General features: G+C 65.1%; 15 protein-coding genes and 1 tRNA gene. 6 read left to right on the top strand and 10 right to left on the bottom strand.

Features of this window, described 5'->3' with window-relative positions; translation table 11 throughout:
- Window positions 1-104: 104 nt before the first annotated feature.
- From ACXAGF_RS03080 to ACXAGF_RS03055, 6 genes are all read right to left on the bottom strand, one after another.
- On the bottom strand, window positions 105-668 hold the full coding sequence (locus ACXAGF_RS03080) for a gluconokinase (RefSeq protein WP_475014429.1): 564 nt from the start codon (window positions 666-668) through the stop codon (window positions 105-107).
- Window positions 668-1,618 (bottom strand): peptide ABC transporter ATP-binding protein, encoded by a 951-nt coding sequence (locus ACXAGF_RS03075; RefSeq protein WP_475014428.1) that lies wholly within the window; start codon window positions 1,616-1,618, stop codon window positions 668-670. The genes ACXAGF_RS03080 and ACXAGF_RS03075 overlap by 1 nt, the downstream gene beginning before the upstream one ends.
- Window positions 1,618-2,631: an ABC transporter ATP-binding protein gene (locus ACXAGF_RS03070; RefSeq protein WP_475014427.1), complete on the bottom strand. Its 1,014-nt coding sequence runs from the start codon at window positions 2,629-2,631 to the stop codon at window positions 1,618-1,620. Before ACXAGF_RS03070 ends, ACXAGF_RS03075 begins: the two co-directional genes overlap by 1 nt.
- A gap of 2 nt (window positions 2,632-2,633) precedes the next feature.
- Window positions 2,634-3,554 (bottom strand): ABC transporter permease subunit, encoded by a 921-nt coding sequence (locus ACXAGF_RS03065; RefSeq protein ID WP_475014426.1) that lies wholly within the window; start codon window positions 3,552-3,554, stop codon window positions 2,634-2,636.
- An 11-nt stretch (window positions 3,555-3,565) separates the two neighbouring features.
- Window positions 3,566-4,570 (bottom strand): ABC transporter permease subunit, encoded by a 1,005-nt coding sequence (locus tag ACXAGF_RS03060; RefSeq protein WP_475014425.1) that lies wholly within the window; start codon window positions 4,568-4,570, stop codon window positions 3,566-3,568.
- A 93-nt stretch (window positions 4,571-4,663) separates the two neighbouring features.
- Window positions 4,664-6,259, bottom strand: a complete 1,596-nt coding sequence (locus tag ACXAGF_RS03055) for an ABC transporter substrate-binding protein (RefSeq protein WP_475014424.1) — start codon at window positions 6,257-6,259, stop codon at window positions 4,664-4,666.
- A gap of 494 nt (window positions 6,260-6,753) precedes the next feature.
- On the opposite strand from ACXAGF_RS03055, the gene ACXAGF_RS03050 reads away from it, so the two are divergent.
- The gene (locus tag ACXAGF_RS03050) at window positions 6,754-7,470 is read left to right on the top strand and encodes a helix-turn-helix transcriptional regulator (protein ID WP_475014422.1); all 717 of its coding nucleotides are present in this window, start codon (window positions 6,754-6,756) and stop codon (window positions 7,468-7,470) included.
- Between the two features lie 194 nt (window positions 7,471-7,664).
- A complete protein-coding gene (locus ACXAGF_RS03045) occupies window positions 7,665-8,069 on the top strand; it encodes a response regulator (RefSeq protein WP_475014421.1) in 405 nt (134 codons plus the stop codon).
- Between the two features lie 67 nt (window positions 8,070-8,136).
- On the opposite strand, the gene rirA is transcribed toward ACXAGF_RS03045, so the two are convergent.
- Window positions 8,137-8,604, bottom strand: a complete 468-nt coding sequence (gene rirA / locus ACXAGF_RS03040) for an iron-responsive transcriptional regulator RirA (RefSeq protein WP_475014419.1) — start codon at window positions 8,602-8,604, stop codon at window positions 8,137-8,139.
- Window positions 8,605-8,771: 167 nt separating this feature from the next.
- Between rirA and ACXAGF_RS03035 the strand changes: the two genes are divergently transcribed.
- Window positions 8,772-9,806 carry a Fe(3+) ABC transporter substrate-binding protein gene (locus ACXAGF_RS03035; protein ID WP_475014418.1) on the top strand — a complete coding sequence of 345 codons (1,035 nt, stop codon included), beginning with the start codon at window positions 8,772-8,774 and terminating at the stop codon, window positions 9,804-9,806.
- A 102-nt stretch (window positions 9,807-9,908) separates the two neighbouring features.
- On the opposite strand, the gene ACXAGF_RS03030 is transcribed toward ACXAGF_RS03035, so the two are convergent.
- Window positions 9,909-11,405 carry a CoA-acylating methylmalonate-semialdehyde dehydrogenase gene (locus ACXAGF_RS03030; protein ID WP_475014417.1) on the bottom strand — a complete coding sequence of 499 codons (1,497 nt, stop codon included), beginning with the start codon at window positions 11,403-11,405 and terminating at the stop codon, window positions 9,909-9,911.
- Between the two features lie 119 nt (window positions 11,406-11,524).
- On the opposite strand from ACXAGF_RS03030, the gene ACXAGF_RS03025 reads away from it, so the two are divergent.
- Complete coding sequence (locus tag ACXAGF_RS03025) at window positions 11,525-12,406, top strand: LysR family transcriptional regulator (protein ID WP_475014416.1); 882 nt, start codon at window positions 11,525-11,527, stop codon at window positions 12,404-12,406.
- 128 nt (window positions 12,407-12,534) lie between these two features.
- Window positions 12,535-12,861 carry a DUF982 domain-containing protein gene (locus ACXAGF_RS03020; protein WP_475014415.1) on the top strand — a complete coding sequence of 109 codons (327 nt, stop codon included), beginning with the start codon at window positions 12,535-12,537 and terminating at the stop codon, window positions 12,859-12,861.
- A 306-nt stretch (window positions 12,862-13,167) separates the two neighbouring features.
- Here the strand turns inward: ACXAGF_RS03020 and ACXAGF_RS03015 are convergent.
- Together ACXAGF_RS03015 and ACXAGF_RS03010 are read right to left on the bottom strand one after the other, a co-directional pair.
- A tRNA-His gene (locus ACXAGF_RS03015) sits at window positions 13,168-13,244 on the bottom strand.
- Between the two features lie 177 nt (window positions 13,245-13,421).
- Window positions 13,422-13,871 (bottom strand): phasin, encoded by a 450-nt coding sequence (locus ACXAGF_RS03010; protein ID WP_475014414.1) that lies wholly within the window; start codon window positions 13,869-13,871, stop codon window positions 13,422-13,424.
- Between the two features lie 232 nt (window positions 13,872-14,103).
- Here ACXAGF_RS03010 and ACXAGF_RS03005 point away from each other — a divergent pair, with 232 nt between their 5' ends.
- Window positions 14,104-17,574 (top strand): ATP-binding protein, encoded by a 3,471-nt coding sequence (locus ACXAGF_RS03005; RefSeq protein WP_475014413.1) that lies wholly within the window; start codon window positions 14,104-14,106, stop codon window positions 17,572-17,574.
- Window positions 17,575-17,621 lie beyond the last annotated feature (47 nt).

The raw sequence follows: 17,621 nt of genomic DNA, 5'->3' as shown, positions 1-17,621 counted from the left end.
TCCGCAAGGAACGCTGCAGCCATCCGCCAGCGGGCACCTGGTGCGGCGTTCGCTCTATACGATCGCCGCTGCCGCATTGCCAGAGCGATTGTGACACGTGTCGGCTACGGCATCCGGGACAACGCGGCCAGCGCATCGAGACCGGCCGCGACGATAGCCTCCAACGGCGCGTCGATGCCGACCGTCACGACGCCGTGCTCGGCCTGCGGATCTTCCAGCGTCGCCAGTTGGCTGTCCAGGAGGCTGGCCGGCATGAAGTGGCCCTGCCGTGCCTGCATCCGGGCAAGGAGAAGCGCGCGGTCGCCCTTGAGATAGACAAAGACAACACCGCCGCCGGCGGCGGCCCGCAGCCGGTCGCGGTAGGCACGCTTCAGGGCGGAGCAGGACACGACGATGCCCTGCCCCGTTTCGGCGGCCGTGCGCAGCCGTTCGCCGATCAGGTCGAGCCAAGGCCAGCGATCGGCATCGGCCAGCGGTATCCCCCGAGACATCTTCTCGACATTGCCGGGCGGATGCAGCTGATCGCCTTCGAGGAAGGGCAGCGACAGGCCATGCGCCAGCCCTTGAGCAACCGAGGTCTTGCCGCAGCCGCTGACGCCCATGACGACGATGCGAGGCGGCGGGGGAGCCGCCGCTTCGTATCGTTGCGCGGGCAATTCGTCCGTCATCAGAGCGGATGGTAGCAGGCGTAGTTCTGGGTGGCGTCGCCTTCGAGCGGCGGCATCTCCTGCCGACACGCGTCCGTGGCGCGCCAGCAGCGCGGGTTGAACGGGCAACCCGCCGGCGGGTTCAGCGGCGAGGGCAGTTCGCCCTGCAACTGGATGCGCTCACGCTTCCGCTCGGGATCGGCCATCGGCGTCGCCGACAGAAGAGCGGCCGTGTAGGGGTGCTTCGGGTGGGCGAAGACGCTCTCGGCGGTGCCCGTCTCGACCGGCCGTCCCAGGTACATCACCATCACGTCATCGGCGATATGCCGCACCACCGAAAGGCCATGCGAGATGAAGAGATAGGCGAGCCCCATCTCCTTCTGCAAATCCATCAGCAGGTTCAGCACCTGCGCCTGGATCGAGAGATCGAGCGCCGAGACCGGCTCGTCGAGGACCAGCACTTTCGGCCGCAACATCAGCGCCCTTGCAATGGCAATGCGCTGGCGCTGGCCACCGGAGAACATGTGCGGATAGCGGTCGTAGTGCTCCGGCCGCAACCCCACCTTGGTCATCATCTCTTCGACCTTGCGGCGCCGCGTCGCCGCGTTGTCCTTGGTGTTGATGACAAGCGGCTCCTCCAGGATCGCCCCGACCTTCTGGCGCGGATTGAGCGACCCGTAGGGATTCTGGAAGACGATCTGCACCACGCTGCGCAGCGCACCGTCGCCGACCTGCGCCGGCTTGCCGTCGATCAGCAGCGTGCCGTCGGTAGGGTCCTCGATCATCGTGACGAGGCGGGCGAGCGTCGATTTCCCGCAGCCGGATTCGCCGACGACGGCCAGCGTCTTGCCGGAGTGCAGTTCGAAGGTGACGCCGTTGAGCGCCTTGACCGTGGCCGCCGGCTTGAACATGCCGCGGTTGACGGAATAGAAGCGGGAAAGGTCCTTCCCCTGGATGACTGGCTGGCTCATCAGGCACGCTCCTCGGCCAGTGCGGCAGACTTGCCGGGATGGTTTTGCGGGACGCCGCCCAGGAGCGGGTAGTTGCACAGCGCATTGCCGAGCGACGGCGGCTGCAGCGTCACGGACTTGCGACAGATGTCGGTGGCGAACGAGCAGCGCGGCGAAAACAGACAGCCCGTCGGCCGGTCATGCTGGCCGGGCACGACGCCCGGGATCGACGGCAGACGGCCGCCGACGGTGGCGCGCTCCGGCAGCGAGGACAGCAGCGCGGCGGTATAGGGGTGATGCGGATCGCGGAACAGCTCCTTCACCGGCTGCTCCTCCACCTTCTGGCCGGCATACTGCACCTGCACGCGATGGGCCGTCTCGGCGACCACGCCCATATCGTGCGTGATCAACACCAGCGCCATGCCGTGCTCCCGTTGCAGCCGCGCGAGCAGGTCGAGGATCTGGGCCTGGATCGTCACGTCGAGCGCCGTCGTGGGCTCGTCGGCAATCAGCAGCTTGGGATTGCAGGCCAGCGCCATCGCGATCATCACACGCTGGCTCATGCCGCCCGACATCTGGTGCGGGTAGTTGGAAAGCCGATCCTCGGGCGCAGGAATGCCAACGAGGCGCAGGAGCTCGATCGACCGTTGGCGCCGCTCGGCCCGGTTGAGCCCCATGTGGATACGCAACGTCTCGCCGAGCTGGAAGCCGACGGTGAAGCACGGGTTGAGGCTCGACATCGGCTCCTGGAAGATCATGGCAATGTCCTTGCCGATGATCTTGCGCCGCTCGCGCTGCGACATTTTCAGCAGATCCTTGCCGTCGAAGGCCATGCGGTCCGCGGTGATCTTGGCCGTCCACGGCAGGAGCCCCATGACGGCCAGCATCGAGACGGACTTGCCCGAACCGGACTCGCCGACGATCGAAAGGATCTCCCCCTTGTCGCACGAGAACGAGACCCCGTCCACGGCCCGGAACAGGCCGGACGACGTCTCGAACTCGACGGTGAGGTTCTTGATTTCCAATAGCGACATGGTCACGACCTCTTCAGCTTGGGGTCGAGGGCATCGCGCAGGCCGTCACCCATGAGGTTGATGGCAAGCACGGTGATGAGGATGGCCAGGCCGGGGAAAGTAACCACCCACCAGGCGCGCTGGATGAACTCGCGCGCCTCGGCGAGCATCGTGCCCCATTCCGGCGTCGGCGGCTGGGCGCCCATGCCGAGGAAGCCAAGCGCCGCAGCGTCGAGGATCGCCGCAGAGAAGGCGAGCGTCGCCTGTACGATCAAGGGCGCCAGACAGTTTGGCAGAATCGTCTTGAACATCAGTCGCAGCGTGCCGGCGCCGGCGACTTGCGAGCCGATAACGTACTCCTTCGTCCGCTCGGTCATCACCGAGGCACGGGTCAGGCGCACGAAATGCGGCTGGTTGACGAGCGAGATCGCGATCATGGCGTTCAGCAGGCCGGGGCCGAGCACGGCGACCAGCACCAGCGCCAGCAGCAGCGAGGGAAACGCCAGGATGATGTCCATGATGCGCATGATGAAGGTGTCGACCTTGCCGCGGAAATAGCCGGCGACGAGGCCGATCAGCACGCCCGAGAGAACCGACAGGGTGACAACGACAAGACCGATGAAGAGCGAGAAGCGCGCGCCATAGATCAGGCGTGAGAGGATGTCACGCCCGACCGCGTCCGTGCCGAGCACGAAGCTCCAGTTGCCGCCCTGCGTCCAGGCCGGGGGCAGAAGCAGGAACGCGCGGTTCTGCTGGCTCGGGTCATGCGGCGCCACCAGCGGCGCAAAGATCGCCACGAGCAGGATGACAAGAAAGACGACGAGGCCGAGTACTGCTCCCTTGTTGCGGGAGAAGTAGAACCAGAACTCGGACAGGCCCGAGGGCGGGGACGACTTGGTTTCGACCACCGTTGCATCGGTGGCCTTGGTTTCGATTGCAGTCATTGGGCCACCTCCTAGTGCCGGATCCGCGGGTTGACGAGCCCGTAGAGGAGATCGACGATGAGATTGACCAGCATGATGATGGCAGCGATCAGCATGAGGCCGCCTTGCACCACGGCATAGTCGCGCTTGAAGACCGAATCGACCATCCACTTGCCGATGCCGGGCCAGGAGAAGATGGTCTCGGTGAGAATCGCGCCGGCAAGCAGCACGCCGACCTGCAGGCCGATCGTGGTGATGACCGGGATCATCGCATTGCGCAGCGCGTGGACGCCGACGATGCGCAGCGGCGCCAGCCCCTTGGAGCGGGCGGTACGGACATAGTCCTCGCCGAGCACTTCCAGCATGGCCGAGCGCGTCTGGCGCGCGATGACGGCGAGCGGGATCGTCGCCAGCACGACCGTCGGCAGGATCAGGTAGGTGACGGCGGACTTGAAGGCCCCTGCCTGTCCGGACAGCAGGCTGTCGATCAGCATGAAACCGGTCACCGGGGGAAAGTAGTAGATCAGCGAGATCCGGCCCGAGACCGGGGTCCAGCCGAGATAGCCGGAAAAGAAGATGATGAGCAGCAGGCCCCACCAGAAGATCGGCATAGAATAGCCGACAAGGGCAGCGCCCATGACGGTCTGGTCCAGCCAGGACCCGCGCTTTACGGCCGCCACAACACCGGCCGGGATGCCGAGACAGACGGCAAGGATGATGGCGCAGAGCGACAATTCCAGGGTCGCCGGGAAGAGCTGCATGAAGTCTTCCAGAACGGGGCGCTTGGTGACGATCGAACTTCCGAAATCGCCGGTGAGCAGGCCGCCGAGGTAGTCCAGGTACTGGACGTAGAACGGACGATCGAGGCCGAGCTGGTTCATCAGTTCGGCGTGGCGCTCGGGCGACATCACGCGCTCGCCCGACATGAGCATGACGGGGTCGCCGGGAAGAAGCCGAATGAAGGAGAAGGCGATGATCGATACCCCGACAAAGGTGGGTATCAGGACGGCCAGTCGTCCCAGGATGAATCGTAGCATGGGAGCCAAATCCCTTATTGGAAAACCGGCGGCCCGATTGCTTCGGACCGCCGGCCACGCGCGCTTTGACTGCGCGCTGTTCTGATTGTTATTTTACTCGGCGATGTCCACACCGTCAAAGCGGTGGATGCCGAGCGGGTCCATCACGAAGCCCGAAACCTTGTTGCTCATCGGAACCGTGACGAGCGAATGGTCGAGGGTGTTCCAGGGCGCTTCCTTCTTGAAGATCACCTGGGCTTCTTCGTAGTACTTCGTACGCTCTGCGACGTCGGAGGTGGTCTTCGCCTTCGTCATCAGGTCGTCGAATTCCTGGTTGCACCACTGCGCGCGGTTGTTGCCGCCGACCGCGTCGCAGCCGAGCAGCGTGTCGAGGAAGTTGTCCGGGTCGCCGTTGTCACCGGTCCAGCCGAGGATGACCGCGCCGTCGCGGTCCTTGTCGGAGGAGCGCTTCAGGTACTCGGCCCATTCGTAGGACACGATCTCGACCTCGACACCGATCTTGGCCAGGTCGGCCTGCATCAGCTCGGCGGCGCGGCGCGCGTTGAGCATGTACGGACGGGCGACCGGCATGGCCCAGATCTTCATCTTCAGGCCGGAGACACCAGCGTCCTCGAGCATCTTCTTGGCGGCTTCCGGGTCGTACTTGTCGTCTTCGACGGCGTCATTGTAGGACCACATCGTCGGCGGGATCGGGTTCTTGGCGACCGTGGCCGCGCCCTGGAACACCGCGTCGACGATGGCCTGCTTGTTGACGGCCATGTTGAGCGCCTTGCGCACTTCCGGCTTGTCGAACGGCGCGACCAGGGTGTTGTAGGCCAGGTAGGAGACGTTCAGGCCTTCCTGCTCCAGAACCGTCAGGTTCGGGTCCGCCTTGAGGTCAGCCACGTCGGCCGCGTTCGGGTAGGGCATGATGTGGCATTCGCCAGCCTTCAGCTTCTGCGCACGCACGGCCGCGTCGGTCGTGATCGCGAACACCAGGTCGTCGATCTTCTGCTGGCCGTTCCAATACTCCGGGTGTGCCTTGTAGCGGATCGCCGCGTCGGGCTGATAGGCGACGAAGGCGAACGGACCGGTTCCGAGCGGCTGCTGGTTCATCAGCTCCATCTTGCCGTCGGCTTCCAGCTTGTCGGCATACTCCTTCGACAGGATCGAGGCGAAGTCCATGCCGAGGTTGGCGAGGAAAGGCGCTTCCGGACGGTTCAGCGTGAACTTGACCGTCAGGTCGTCAACCTTTTCGATCGACTTGATGAGTTCCGGGAAGCCCATGCCGGCGAAGTATTCCCAGGACGCGCCTGCGACATACTTGTTCCAGGGATTGTCGTCCTTGTACTGGCGCTCGAACGAGAAGATGACGTCGTCGGCGTTCAGGTCACGGCTCGGCGTGAAGAACTCCGTCGTCTGGAACTTGACGCCCGGCCGCAGCTTGAAGGTGTAGACCGTGCCGTCATCCGAAACCGTCCAGCTTTCGGCCAGGCCCGGCTCGATTTCCGTACCGCCGTGCTTGAACTCGACAAGGCGGTTGTAGGCTGTGCGCGCGGCGGCATCAAAGGTCGTGCCGGCGGTGTACATGCCGGGGTCGAAGCCTTCCGGCGAACCTTCCGAGCAATAGACCAGCGTCTTCGACCAGGCGGCCGTACCCATCATGGAGGCGAGCGCGGTCGCCGCGAGGAGAGTAGTCAGCTTTTTCATAGCGAGCTTCCCAGATTTGCTTTTGTTCTCTTGTTTTCGGACACGGGTGCATGCGGACGGCCCCGGCCTTGCGCGGATGGAACGATATTTGCCGCAGGAATGCAATAACTCCGCGAATAAATTTATCCAAATGTAAAACAGTAGAGAAAAATCGTCCTGCGACGGTCTTTTTTTGAGGAATCCCCGCCTCGCCGACCTGTCCACCGATTCGCCGGTTCGCGGCTCCGGGGGCGTCAAGGAGGCCCGGATCGATGGCTGCACGGACCTCCTCGCCGTCAGGCGCACTCAGGGAGAAATCGCAGCCTGCCGGCCCTGCGACCACCGCTCGCCCGTCCCGGCACAGGCAACGGCCACCCCAACGAAAAATGCAACCATGTCGGGCAATTTCGCCGGGAAAAGCCGATGGCCGCCGCAAAAGTGGCGCGCTGGCCCTTTGCTGCCGGCGAACGGAACGCTAGACTCCGCACCAGGGCTCGAGGGTTTCGGGGGGCCGCGTGGCCGCACTTTCGCAACAACACCGCCGCTATGATTTCGAGGGCGAACTGGAAAAGGCGCTCAATCGCGTCGATTTCTTCCGCCTGTTCCATGGCACGGCCTTGCGGTACGGCTTGGAGCATTTCGGCGTCCTCCAGCTCGCCGCCGAACAGGACGGCAGCACACTCTCCGGCAAGCTGGTCCTGCACGACCTGCCCGCGGGACTCGCCGAGGCCTACGACAAGCGCCATCGCTTCGGCGAATCAGACGTGTTCAAGAGCCTGCACCGCTCCGCCATCTCGACGGTGTGGCGAGCGGACGGGGGCGACCGGCAACAACGCAATGGAAATGACCTGCTCGGCCAGCTCGGCTTCGAGCTGGCGGTCAGCGTACCGGTCCAGGCGACGACCGGCGCACGCTACGCCGTTCTCTTTCTTGGCGACACCGACGATATCGGCCGGCAGCCGCACATGGAGCTGTGTTACGAAACCGCCTGCGTGTTCGACTACTTCTATAGGGTCGTGCTGTCGGCCAAGACCGGAATGGGGCTGACGCCGCGCGAGACCGAGATCCTGCGCTGGATCTCGTACGGCAAGACGGCGAGCGAGATCGCCCTCATCGTTTCGGTCTCCGAGCACACCGTGAACTCGCACACGGCGACGATCCTGAAGAAGCTCGACGTGGTCAACCGCACCCAGATGGTGGCGAAGGCGATCCGCGAGCAAATCATCACCTGACCGAGCGGCGAATTCCTTGGTTAACGTTGCAATAACGCAGGAACTCGGTCGCCGGGGGGTTGTGAAGTCCGGCGCCCTGAAACACAGTGCCAGGACTACAGCAGCCTGCCCGGCTGCGGCCGGCACGTGCCGGCGCGACGGCCGCTCCAGTCCGAGCAAACGCGACCGGTTGTCATGATCTGTCTGGGAACGCAATGACCGCCACTGTGAACATCCTGCTCGTCGACGATGACCCCGCGGAGAACGTGATCATGCGGGCGCTGATGCGCAAGGTGACCGATTTCGAGATCAAGCTGCACTATGTCGAGACCGTGGAGGCCGCGCTGGAGTTCATCCGTGCCGGCGAGCCGCCCCTCGACATGATCCTGATGGACAATCGCCTCCAACCCCAGGCCGACTTCCGCGAAACCGTGCCGGAACTGCGCCACAACGGCTACATCGGCCCGGTCGGCGTGATCTCGTCATCGATCTCGGACGCCTATTTCCAGAAGATCGACGATTACGGCGTCGATTTCCGCATCGACAAGTCCGAGCTGGACCCGACCGCGATCGCCTTCATTATCCGGGAGTACACCGAACGGGACCCCGCGGCCAGGTAACACGGCCAAGCAAAACCCGCCCGACAGGGGTCAAGGCGGGTCAATCGGCTCGGCCGATACCGGCCGCCTAGGCAGCCGGCTGTCGCCTTGACGGCGCGTCCTCGAGCCCGAGCAGGAAGCCGATCTGCGGCCGCGCCTTGACGAGATCGTCGATCGTGTACTGCTGAAGAACCTCGAAGAAGGCATTCAGCGCCTTGCGCAGGGCGGCGTTCAGACCGCAGCTGTCGACCAGGGGACATTCGACAACTTCGCCGGTTTCGAAGCACTCCGCCATCGCGAACGAATCCTCGGTGACGCGAACCACGTCGAAGAGGGTGATCTCGCTGGCGGCCCGCGGCAGGCGAACCCCGCCATTGCGCCCGCGCACGGTCTCGATCAGGCCGGCGCGCGTCAGCGGCTGGAGGATCTTGAAGAGAAACAGTTCCGACACCCCGTAGGCCTTGGCGATTTCGGGGACCCGGCTCAGCTTTTCCCCGTTGGCCGCGCAGTACATCAACAGCCGCACGGCGTAGTTTGTCTGTTTCGTCAGGCGCATCGGTGGCTCCGCTGTCGGTACGTGTCACTTACATATAGGCCGGATCACAGTTTGGAACAATTCCAAAAAGCGGAAAATCACATTCATGTTAAAGCGCCGGACCCTATTGACTGCGACGGGAGCGAGATTAAAAGGTGAGCATAACGGTAAAGTATAAGGAGGCCCTCATGTCGCATTTCAGGAAACTCGCGCTTGCCCTATCGGTTTCGACGATGATCGCCGGACCGGCGCTCGCCGACGGCGAAGTGAACATCTACTCCTACCGCCAGCCGGACCTGATCAAGCCGCTGCTGGACCGATTCACCGAGGAAACCGGCGTCAAGACCAACGTGCTCTTCCTCGACAAGGGCCTCGTCGAACGTATCCAGGCCGAGGGCGAGAACTCGCCGGCCGACGTGATCCTGACGGTCGACATCGCCCGCCTGACCGAGGCCAAGGATGCCGGCGTCACCCAGCCGATCACCAGTGCCGTCGTCGACAGCGACATCCCGCCGCAGTACCGCGATCCGGAAGGCGCATGGGTCGGCCTCACCACCCGCGGCCGGGTGGTCTACGCGTCGAAGGAGCGCGTCCCGCAGGAGACCATCACCTACGAGGAGCTTGCCGATCCGAAGTGGAAGGGCAAGATCTGCACCCGTGACGGGCAGCACTCCTACAACATCGGCCTGTTCGCCTCGATGATCGCCCACCATGGCGAAGCCGAGGCCGAGACCTGGCTGACCGGGCTGAAGAACAACCTGGCCCGCAAGCCCGACGGCGGAGACCGCGACCAGGCCAAGGCAATCTTCGCCGGCGAGTGCGACGTGGCGCTCGGCAACTCCTACTATGTCGGCCTGATGATGACCAACGAGAAGGACCCGGAGCAGAAGGACTGGGCCAACGCGATCAAGGTCATGTTCCCGAACGGCGGCGACCGCGGCACCCACGTCAACATCTCCGGCGTGGCGCTCGCCAAGAACGCCCCGAACAAGGAAAATGCGCAGAAGCTGATCGACTTCCTCGCGTCCGGCGACGCCCAGGAAATCTATGCCGAGCAGGTATTCGAATATCCGGTGATGCCGGGCAAGGCGCCGTCCGACATCGTCAAGTCCTTTGGCGAGATCAAGCCGGACACGCTGCCGCTGGCCGACATTGCGGCCAATCGCAAGAAGGCTTCCGAACTGGTCGACAAGGTCGGCTACAACGACGGGCCGGCGATGTAAGTCGCCGCCAAGCCCGGCAAACGACAACGGCGGCCCCTGGGCCGCCGTCTTTTTTTGGCGGCAGGGGATGCCACCGGCCCCCTGCCCTGCCGCACCGCAGTGCTACTTCATCGTCGGGATGACGAACTCGGCGCCGTCCTTGATGCCCGACGGCCAGCGGCTGGTGACCGTCTTGGTGCGGGTCCAGAACTTGATCGAGTCGGTGCCGTGCTGGTTGAGATCGCCGAAGGACGAGGACTTCCAGCCGCCGAAGGAGTGGTAGGCGAGCGGAACCGGGATCGGCACGTTGACACCGACCATGCCGATGTTGATGCGCGAGGTGAAGTCGCGGGCGGCATCGCCGTCACGCGTGTAGATCGCGACGCCGTTGCCGTACTCGTGCTTCATCGGCAGCGACAGCGCTTCCTCATAGTTGCTGGCGCGGACCACCGACAGCACCGGCCCGAAGATCTCGGTCTTGTAGATATCCATGTCCGGCGTGACGTGGTCGAACAGGCAGCCACCGACGAAGTAGCCGTTCTCGTAGCCCTGCAGCTTGAAACCGCGGCCGTCGACGACGAGCTTGGCCCCCTGCTCGACGCCGCTGTCGATCAGGCCCCTGATGCGGGCCTGGGCCTCCTTGGTGACCACCGGGCCGAGATCGGCCTTGTCGTCGGAATACGGACCGATGCGCAGGCTCTCGACCATCGGCGTGAGCTTGTCGATCAGGCGGTTGGCGGTTTCCTCGCCGACCGGGACGGCGACCGAGATCGCCATGCAGCGCTCGCCGGCGGATCCATAACCGGCGCCGATCAGGGCATTGGCGGCCTGGTCGAGGTCGGCGTCGGGCATGATGATCATGTGGTTCTTGGCGCCGCCGAAGCACTGGGCGCGCTTGCCGTTCATCGCCGCGGTGCCATAGACGTAGCGGGCGATCGGCGTGGAGCCGACGAAGGAGACGGCGCCGATGTCCGGATGGGTGAGGATGGCGTCGACCGCGCCCTTGTCGCCGTTGACGACGTTGAGGATGCCCGCCGGCAGGCCGGCCTCGATCATCAGTTCGGCCAGGCGGATCGGCAGCGACGGATCGCGTTCGGAGGGCTTGAGGATGAAGGCGTTGCCGCAGGCGATCGCCGGGGCGAACATCCACATCGGGATCATGCCCGGGAAGTTGAAGGGGGTGATGCCGGCGCCGACGCCGACCGGCTGGCGGATCGAGTACATGTCGATGTTCGGCCCGGCGCCCTCGGTGAACTCGCTCTTGGACAGATGCGGGATGCCGATCACGAACTCGCACACCTCGAGGCCGCGGATGATGTCGCCCTTGGAATCCTCGATCGTCTTGCCGTGCTCCTTCGAGAGCATCTCGGCAAGCTCGTTCATGTTGTCGTTGAGAAGCTGCACGAACTTCATGAACACGCGGGCGCGGCGCTGCGGGTTGGTGGCGGCCCAGGCCGGCTGCGCGGCCTTGGCGACCTCGACGGCGGCGGCGAGCTCGGCATCGCTTGCCAGCGCCACCTTGGCCTGCACCTCGCCGGTCGCCGGATTGTAGACGTCGGCCGTGCGACCGCTCTTGCCGGGCACGTGCTTGCCACCGATGAAATGTCCGATCTCGCGCATGGGATATCCTCCTTGTTGGTGACAGGGATGATCGCACTACAATTTGCTCAATTCAATCGCCTGCTGTAAGCATCCGTTGTGCAAAATTTGAAGCCCGTGAGATAACGGAAGGCGACTGCATGAACTGGGACGACGTGCGCATGTTCCTGGCGGTGGCGCGGACCGGACAGCTCCTGGCCGCCTCGCGCCGGCTCGGGGTCAACCACGCCACGCTCAGCCGCCGCGTCAGCGCACTCGAGCAGGCGATGAAGACGCGACTGCTGGTACGCCGGACGAACGGCTGCGACCTCACGGCGGAAGGGGAAGTGTTCCTCCACGCGGCCGAGCGAATGGAAACCGAGATGCTCGCCGCGCAGGCGACGATCGGCCGAATTGACGCGGCGGTCGCCGGCACCGTGCGCATCGGCGCGCCGGACGGCTTCGGCGTCTCGTTTCTTGCGCCGCGGCTCGGGCGACTGACCGCGCGTCATCCCGAGCTGAAGATCCAACTCGTGCCGATCCCGCGCTCGTTCTCCCTCTCCCAGCGCGAGGCCGACATCGCGATCACGCTGGGGCGACCGGAGCAGGGACGTCTCGTCTCCTCGAAGCTGACCGACTATACGCTCGGCCTCTACGCCAGCCGGGCCTACCTCGCCGCGCACGGCGAGCCGGCGAGCGTCGAAGCACTGAGGGATCACCGGCGCATCGGCTATGTGGAGGACCTGATCTTCACCGCCTCGCTCGACTTTACCGCCGAGGTGATGCGCAGCTGGAACGCCTCCTTCGAGATCTCGAGCGCCACCGGCCAGACCGAGGCGGTGCGCTCGGGCGCCGGCATCGGCATCCTGCACAACTACATCGCCCGCCAGGATGTGGAACTCGTGCGCATCCTGCCCGACACGACGATCCGTCGGGCCTACTGGACCACCTATCACGAAAGCGCCCGCGACCTCGCCCGCGTCCGCACCGTCACGGCCTTCGTGCAGGAACTGGTCGATCGCGAACAGGAGATCTTCGTCTAGCCGCCTCGACCCCGACCGTACGGACTGCCAGTCGGGCCGACCGCGATGATCGCTTGAAGGCACGGGGACCCGCACCAATATCTAGGCCGCTTCGCTCTGTCCGGTTTGCAAGGAAAGGAGGAAAAACCATGCACACTCCGGATTTATCGTGGTCAATGCCCCTCTCGGTGCGCCTGCCCGACGACAGCCACCATCTGTTCACCGGCCCCCATGACGCCCTCGACTTCCTCGCGAACAAATGGCCGCGGCGCCGCGGCGATCACTACAACCGGGCGACACGCCTCTGTCGCGGCGCGCTGAATAGGTGCACTCCGCTCGCCGTCGCGCGCGAGGGCTTCATTGCCGCCTGTCTCGAGGCCGGCATGCCCGTGGAGTGCCAGCGGATTCGCACGGCAGCGACGTCCCTTGCCCCCCGCAAAGGGGCGCAGAGAACGGGAGATGCCCCGGCGACCTGATCGGCCGAGCCAGCGCAGAGTGAACGCGACACAAGCAAATTGGCCGCTACCGAAGCGGGCGGCCAATCGCGCCGATTGAGCGGCTGCGCCGTGAGGTCGCGAAGTTGAAGGCGGAGCGCGAAATCTTTCGAGCAACAGCGGCCAACGATGCAAAGGGCGCGGTATGAAGTTCGCCTTGATTGCAGAGCGCCGTACGATCTGGCCGGGGCATCGCTTTGCGACTGCACGGTGGGATGAGGCGATGTGGCTCCAGAGGAGCCCAGCTGTCTCGAAACCTTGCAAGTGGCTGGTTTTCCTAGAGGGAAATGGTACGGTTGGGTGGAGTTGAACCACCGACCTCAGGTGCCACAAACCTGCGCTCTAACCAACTGAGCTACAACCGCACTTGAAGCGCTTAGCGCTTGGGGGCTCACATACGGGCAGCGTGCCGATAATGCAAGCCCCTTGTATGGGCGTTGATATTAAAAAGGGCTGGACAACACGTCCAGCCCCTTTTGGTCCGCCAACCCGCGCCGCTCTCGTCCTGAGAGGCGCGGGCCAAATGCTTGGCTCTTTGCCGGTCAGGCGGCCTTGAAGGTCTTCATTGCGCGCTCCGCGGCCGACTTGCCGGGCTCGACGACCTTTTCGGCGACCTTGCGGGTGGCTTCCTGCATGGTCTTGGCCTGCTCGACGACAACCTCGGCCTGCTTGCGCAGGTAGGCGGTCTGCAGTTCGAACAGCTCGGAAACCGACTTTACGCCAAGCAGGGCTTCCATGTGCGACAGCGAGCTCTCGGCATTGGTGCGCAGCGCCTCGATGGCGGTGAGGCCGATCTCGACGGTGCCGGCCTGGGCGTTCTCGAGCGTGGCCTCGACCGTCTTGGTCGCGTCTTCGGCGGCAGCCTTCAGTTTGGCATAGGCTTCCTTGGTCTGGGTTGCGCCCTTCTCGGCGAACTCACGGAAGCTCTCGGTGACCTTGGCCGGGTCGAAAGCGGGAATGGAAAATACGTCGTCGGTCTTCTTGGCAGCCATTTCAATCATCCTTGATGTGGCCCTCTCTCGAGGCACCGATTTGTGTGATGAAATGCTTATATCCGAGAATTTTGTGCATTGCAACATAAATTGTGCGACGCACAATGTTAACCCTTCCGGCCGAAAGAGCTGGGGGCACCGGGGGCGAAGCTGGACCGGCCGGAATCGCACCGCTATTAATAAAGCGTTAAGCGTGCGGCGGTGGCCGCCGCGAACCCATGACAGGCTGCCGATGTCCGTTCATCAGTACCCCTTTATCGATGTCGCCGTCCATGAACGGGTACGCCAACCGTTTGCGCGCGGAGAGGCGGTGGTATTGTTCTCGATCGACCTGCGCCAGGTGCTTTGGGCCAACGGGCGCGGGGCCGCGCTCTTCGGCTATGCCACCATCTACGACTTTCTCGACGCGATGCCGCCGGCCGGCGACGTCGTCTTCCGCCAGCTGGCGGCGGCGGCACGCCAGTTGCCCCACAGCGGCCTTGGCAAGAACCTGCTGCTACGCATCGGCTCCGGCTTTCGCGGCCTGCCGGTCAATGCCCATGTCGAGCGCATCTCGCTTGCCCCCCACCAGGACGCGATCCTGTTCAGCTCGCCGGTGGCGCCCCGCGAGGAACCGCTGGCCGATCGCGCAGCCTCGTTGCTTGTGGGCTTCGACGATCCCGACACGCACATGGCCGTGCTCGATGCGGACGCCGATATCGTCGCCGCCTCCCCCGGCTTTGCGGAGCTCGGCATCAGCGAGGACGCGCGCCGGCGAATGGTCGAGGCGGCACAGCGCGACAGCGACGGGCTGGTGAAGCGCCCGATTCCGACCGAAAGGGGGCTGCTTCCGGCTGCCCTCGGCCGCATTTCGACCGATCCAGCGCTGCACCTTCTCTTTGCCGTCGAGACCATCCTTGGACACCTCGACCACCCCGAGCAGACAGGTGCCGCAGCGAGCCCGGCACCGACCGAAATCCGGCCGGCCGCCACGGCCGATGATGGTCCGGTGGCTGCGGCCGAGGGCGACGCCCCGGCATCCCGGCAAGCGACCGCCGCCGGCAAGACTGTGCAAGCCGGGGAGCCTTCCCCCTCCGGCCCGCAACCGGCCGAAGGCGAGACGGGCGGGCGATCCGCAGCCGAGGCCGCCGACACACCAGACGCCCCCCTGCCCACAGACGCCTCGACGAATGGGCCCGGGGGACCGTCGACGGCGGACGCGCCCTTCGTCTTCAATCCTGGCGCCCGACCGGTACGGTTCGTCTGGAAAATCGACGCCGGAGGCGTGTTCAGCGAGATTTCCGAGGAGTTCGCCCAGACGGTCGGCCCGAACGCGGCCGCTGTGATCGGGCAGCCCTTCGTCGAGGTCGCCCGGCGCTTCGCCTTCGACACCGACCATGCCATCGCCGAACTGCTGCGCCGGCGCGACACCTGGTCGGGCAAGACGATTCTCTGGCCGATCGAAGGCACCGAACTTGCCGTTCCTGTGGACCTCGCGGCACTGCCGACCTATTCGCGCAACCGCGAGTTCGACGGCTTCCGCGGATTCGGCATCGTCCGCACCGCGGATGCGGAGGCGGATCCGGCCGGCCGCGGCCTGGAACTCTCCGGCGCGACCGGGGCGCCGGACGCGGCGGCAAATTCGGCCGAAGCAGAAGACGAAACGCCGACGAGCGACGCGGCCAGCCGGCCGATGCCCGTGCCAGACCAGGATGACAACGAATCTGCTGCCCCGCCGTCCCTGCTGGACGCGCTGGTCGCCGAGGACGAGCGCGGAACCGCGGCTTCCGACGCGGCCGGCGCCGGCCCCGAAGGCGAAGCCATCGAACATGGCGACGCGTTTCGTGGCGAGCGCCCGGCCCTGCGCCTGATCCCGCCGTCCCCGACGCGCGCCGGGTCGGACAAGGTGGTCCAGCTGGAGGAACGGCGCGGCCGCAACGGCAACCTTACGACCGGCGAGCAGGCGGCATTCCGGGAGATCGCCCGACAGCTCGGTGCGTCCTTCGGCAAGCGCAAGCCGGAGGACAGACCGGCGGCAACCGGCAAGGACGACACCGCAAAGCCGGACGCAGGCGAAGGCGAGAGGGCCGATCTTGCTGCCACCGACGCCGCCCCCATCGACCCCCAGCAGCAATTTCCCGGCTTAGAGGTGGGCGAGCACGCCGACGACGTACCGGCAAGAACCGCCTCGATCACCACGCCCCGCACGGCGATGGACTACGGCCTGACCGGCGCGGTCGTCGATGCGCTTCCGGTCGCCTTGCTGATCCATGCCGGTGAACGCCTGATCCACGCCAATCCGGAGTTCCTGAGCCTCACCGGCTTCGCATCGCTTTCCGAACTGGAACAGGCCGGTGGTCTGGACGTCCTGCTCGACCGGCCGGAACTGGAAGGCCCGGCCCCTTCCGGGACGATGCTGCTCCGGCAGGCGGACGGACGGCGCAGCCTGCCGGTCAGCGCACGGCTGCAATCGATCCGCTGGGAGGACGGCACGGCCCTGATGCTGGCGCTGTCGCCGACCGCAGTTCCCGAAGCGGAGGTCCCCGCCGGCGAGGTACCCGTCGGGGCACTGACCGATGCGGTCGACGAGGAGGAACTGGAGACACTGCGCAGCGAAGCCACCGAGTTGCGCTCGATTCTGGAGACCGCGACCGACGGCGTCGTCATCGTCGGCCATGACGGCGAGATCCGCTCGATCAACCGCTCGGCCAGCGCGCTGTTCAACTACGACGAGGACGAGATCCGTGGAAAGCCCTTCGCCACGCTCTTTGCTCATGAGAGCCAGCGGGCGGTGATCGATTATCTTGGCGGCCTTTCCGGGCATGGGGTCGCGAGTGTTCTGAACGATGGGCGCGAGGTCATCGGCCGCGAGGCGTCCGGCGGCTTCATCCCGCTGTTCATGACGATGGGGCGGCTGTCCTCCTCGAGCGGCTACTGCGCCGTAATCCGCGACATCACGCAATGGAAACGGTCGGAGGACGAACTGCGCAACGCCAAGCGGGCAGCGGAGACCGCCAATGCGCACAAAAGCGAGTTCCTCGCCCGCGTCAGCCACGAGATCCGTACGCCGCTGAACGCGATCATCGGCTTCTCCGACATGATGGCGAGCGAACGGTTCGGCCCCATCGGCCATCCGCGCTACGTGGAATACGCCAACGATATCGGACGATCGGGCCGGTTCGTGCTCGACATCGTCAACGACCTCCTCGACATCTCCAAGATCGAGGCCGGCGAGATGGAGCTCGACTTCACCGCCGTCGGCCTGAACGAGGCTGTTTCCGAAGCCGTGTCGCTGGTGCAGCCGCAGGCGAACAGCCAGCGCGTCATCATCCGCACATCGCTGTCGACGGTGGTACCGCCGGTCGTCGCCGACCAGCGTTCAATCAAGCAGATTGCGATCAACATCCTGTCGAACGCGATCCGCTTTACCCCGGCCGGCGGGCAGATCGTCGTGTCGACCTCCTACGAGGCGAACGGCAGCGTTGTGCTGCGCATCCGCGATACCGGCGTCGGCATGACGCGCAACGAGCTGGAGCAGGCGATGAAGCCGTTCCGGCAGGTGACCACCGGTGTGCGCAAGCGCGGCGACGGGACCGGGCTCGGCCTGCCGCTGACCAAAGCCATGGTCGACGCCAACCGCGGGCATTTCGCCATCACCTCGAGCCCGAACGAGGGCACGCTGGTCGAAGTCACCTTTCCCTCGCCGCGCGTGTTGGCAGTCTGAGGCAAATGCGCTACTGCAGGGCGTAACCCGGCCGGCCGGTCCGCACT

The sequence above is a fragment of the Mycoplana sp. ABR4_002 genome, from assembly GCF_056159645.1.
The sequence above is the reverse complement of the archived record's forward strand: the minus strand, read 5'-3'. Positions and strand labels throughout refer to the sequence as shown.

Bases quoted from the DNA above. Each gene is read 5' to 3' on its own strand.
- ACXAGF_RS03080 (WP_475014429.1), bottom strand. From the start codon at position 668: ATGACGGACGAATTGCCCGCGCAACGATACGAAGCGGCGGCTCCCCCG.
- ACXAGF_RS03075 (WP_475014428.1), bottom strand. From the start codon at position 1,618: ATGAGCCAGCCAGTCATCCAGGGGAAGGACCTTTCCCGCTTCTATTCC.
- ACXAGF_RS03070 (WP_475014427.1), bottom strand. From the start codon at position 2,631: ATGTCGCTATTGGAAATCAAGAACCTCACCGTCGAGTTCGAGACGTCG.
- ACXAGF_RS03065 (WP_475014426.1), bottom strand. From the start codon at position 3,554: ATGACTGCAATCGAAACCAAGGCCACCGATGCAACGGTGGTCGAAACC.
- ACXAGF_RS03060 (WP_475014425.1), bottom strand. From the start codon at position 4,570: ATGCTACGATTCATCCTGGGACGACTGGCCGTCCTGATACCCACCTTT.
- ACXAGF_RS03055 (WP_475014424.1), bottom strand. From the start codon at position 6,259: ATGAAAAAGCTGACTACTCTCCTCGCGGCGACCGCGCTCGCCTCCATG.
- ACXAGF_RS03045 (WP_475014421.1), top strand. From the start codon at position 7,665: ATGACCGCCACTGTGAACATCCTGCTCGTCGACGATGACCCCGCGGAG.
- rirA (WP_475014419.1), bottom strand. From the start codon at position 8,604: ATGCGCCTGACGAAACAGACAAACTACGCCGTGCGGCTGTTGATGTAC.
- ACXAGF_RS03035 (WP_475014418.1), top strand. From the start codon at position 8,772: ATGTCGCATTTCAGGAAACTCGCGCTTGCCCTATCGGTTTCGACGATG.
- ACXAGF_RS03030 (WP_475014417.1), bottom strand. From the start codon at position 11,405: ATGCGCGAGATCGGACATTTCATCGGTGGCAAGCACGTGCCCGGCAAG.
- ACXAGF_RS03025 (WP_475014416.1), top strand. From the start codon at position 11,525: ATGAACTGGGACGACGTGCGCATGTTCCTGGCGGTGGCGCGGACCGGA.
- ACXAGF_RS03020 (WP_475014415.1), top strand. From the start codon at position 12,535: ATGCACACTCCGGATTTATCGTGGTCAATGCCCCTCTCGGTGCGCCTG.
- ACXAGF_RS03010 (WP_475014414.1), bottom strand. From the start codon at position 13,871: ATGGCTGCCAAGAAGACCGACGACGTATTTTCCATTCCCGCTTTCGAC.
- ACXAGF_RS03005 (WP_475014413.1), top strand. From the start codon at position 14,104: ATGTCCGTTCATCAGTACCCCTTTATCGATGTCGCCGTCCATGAACGG.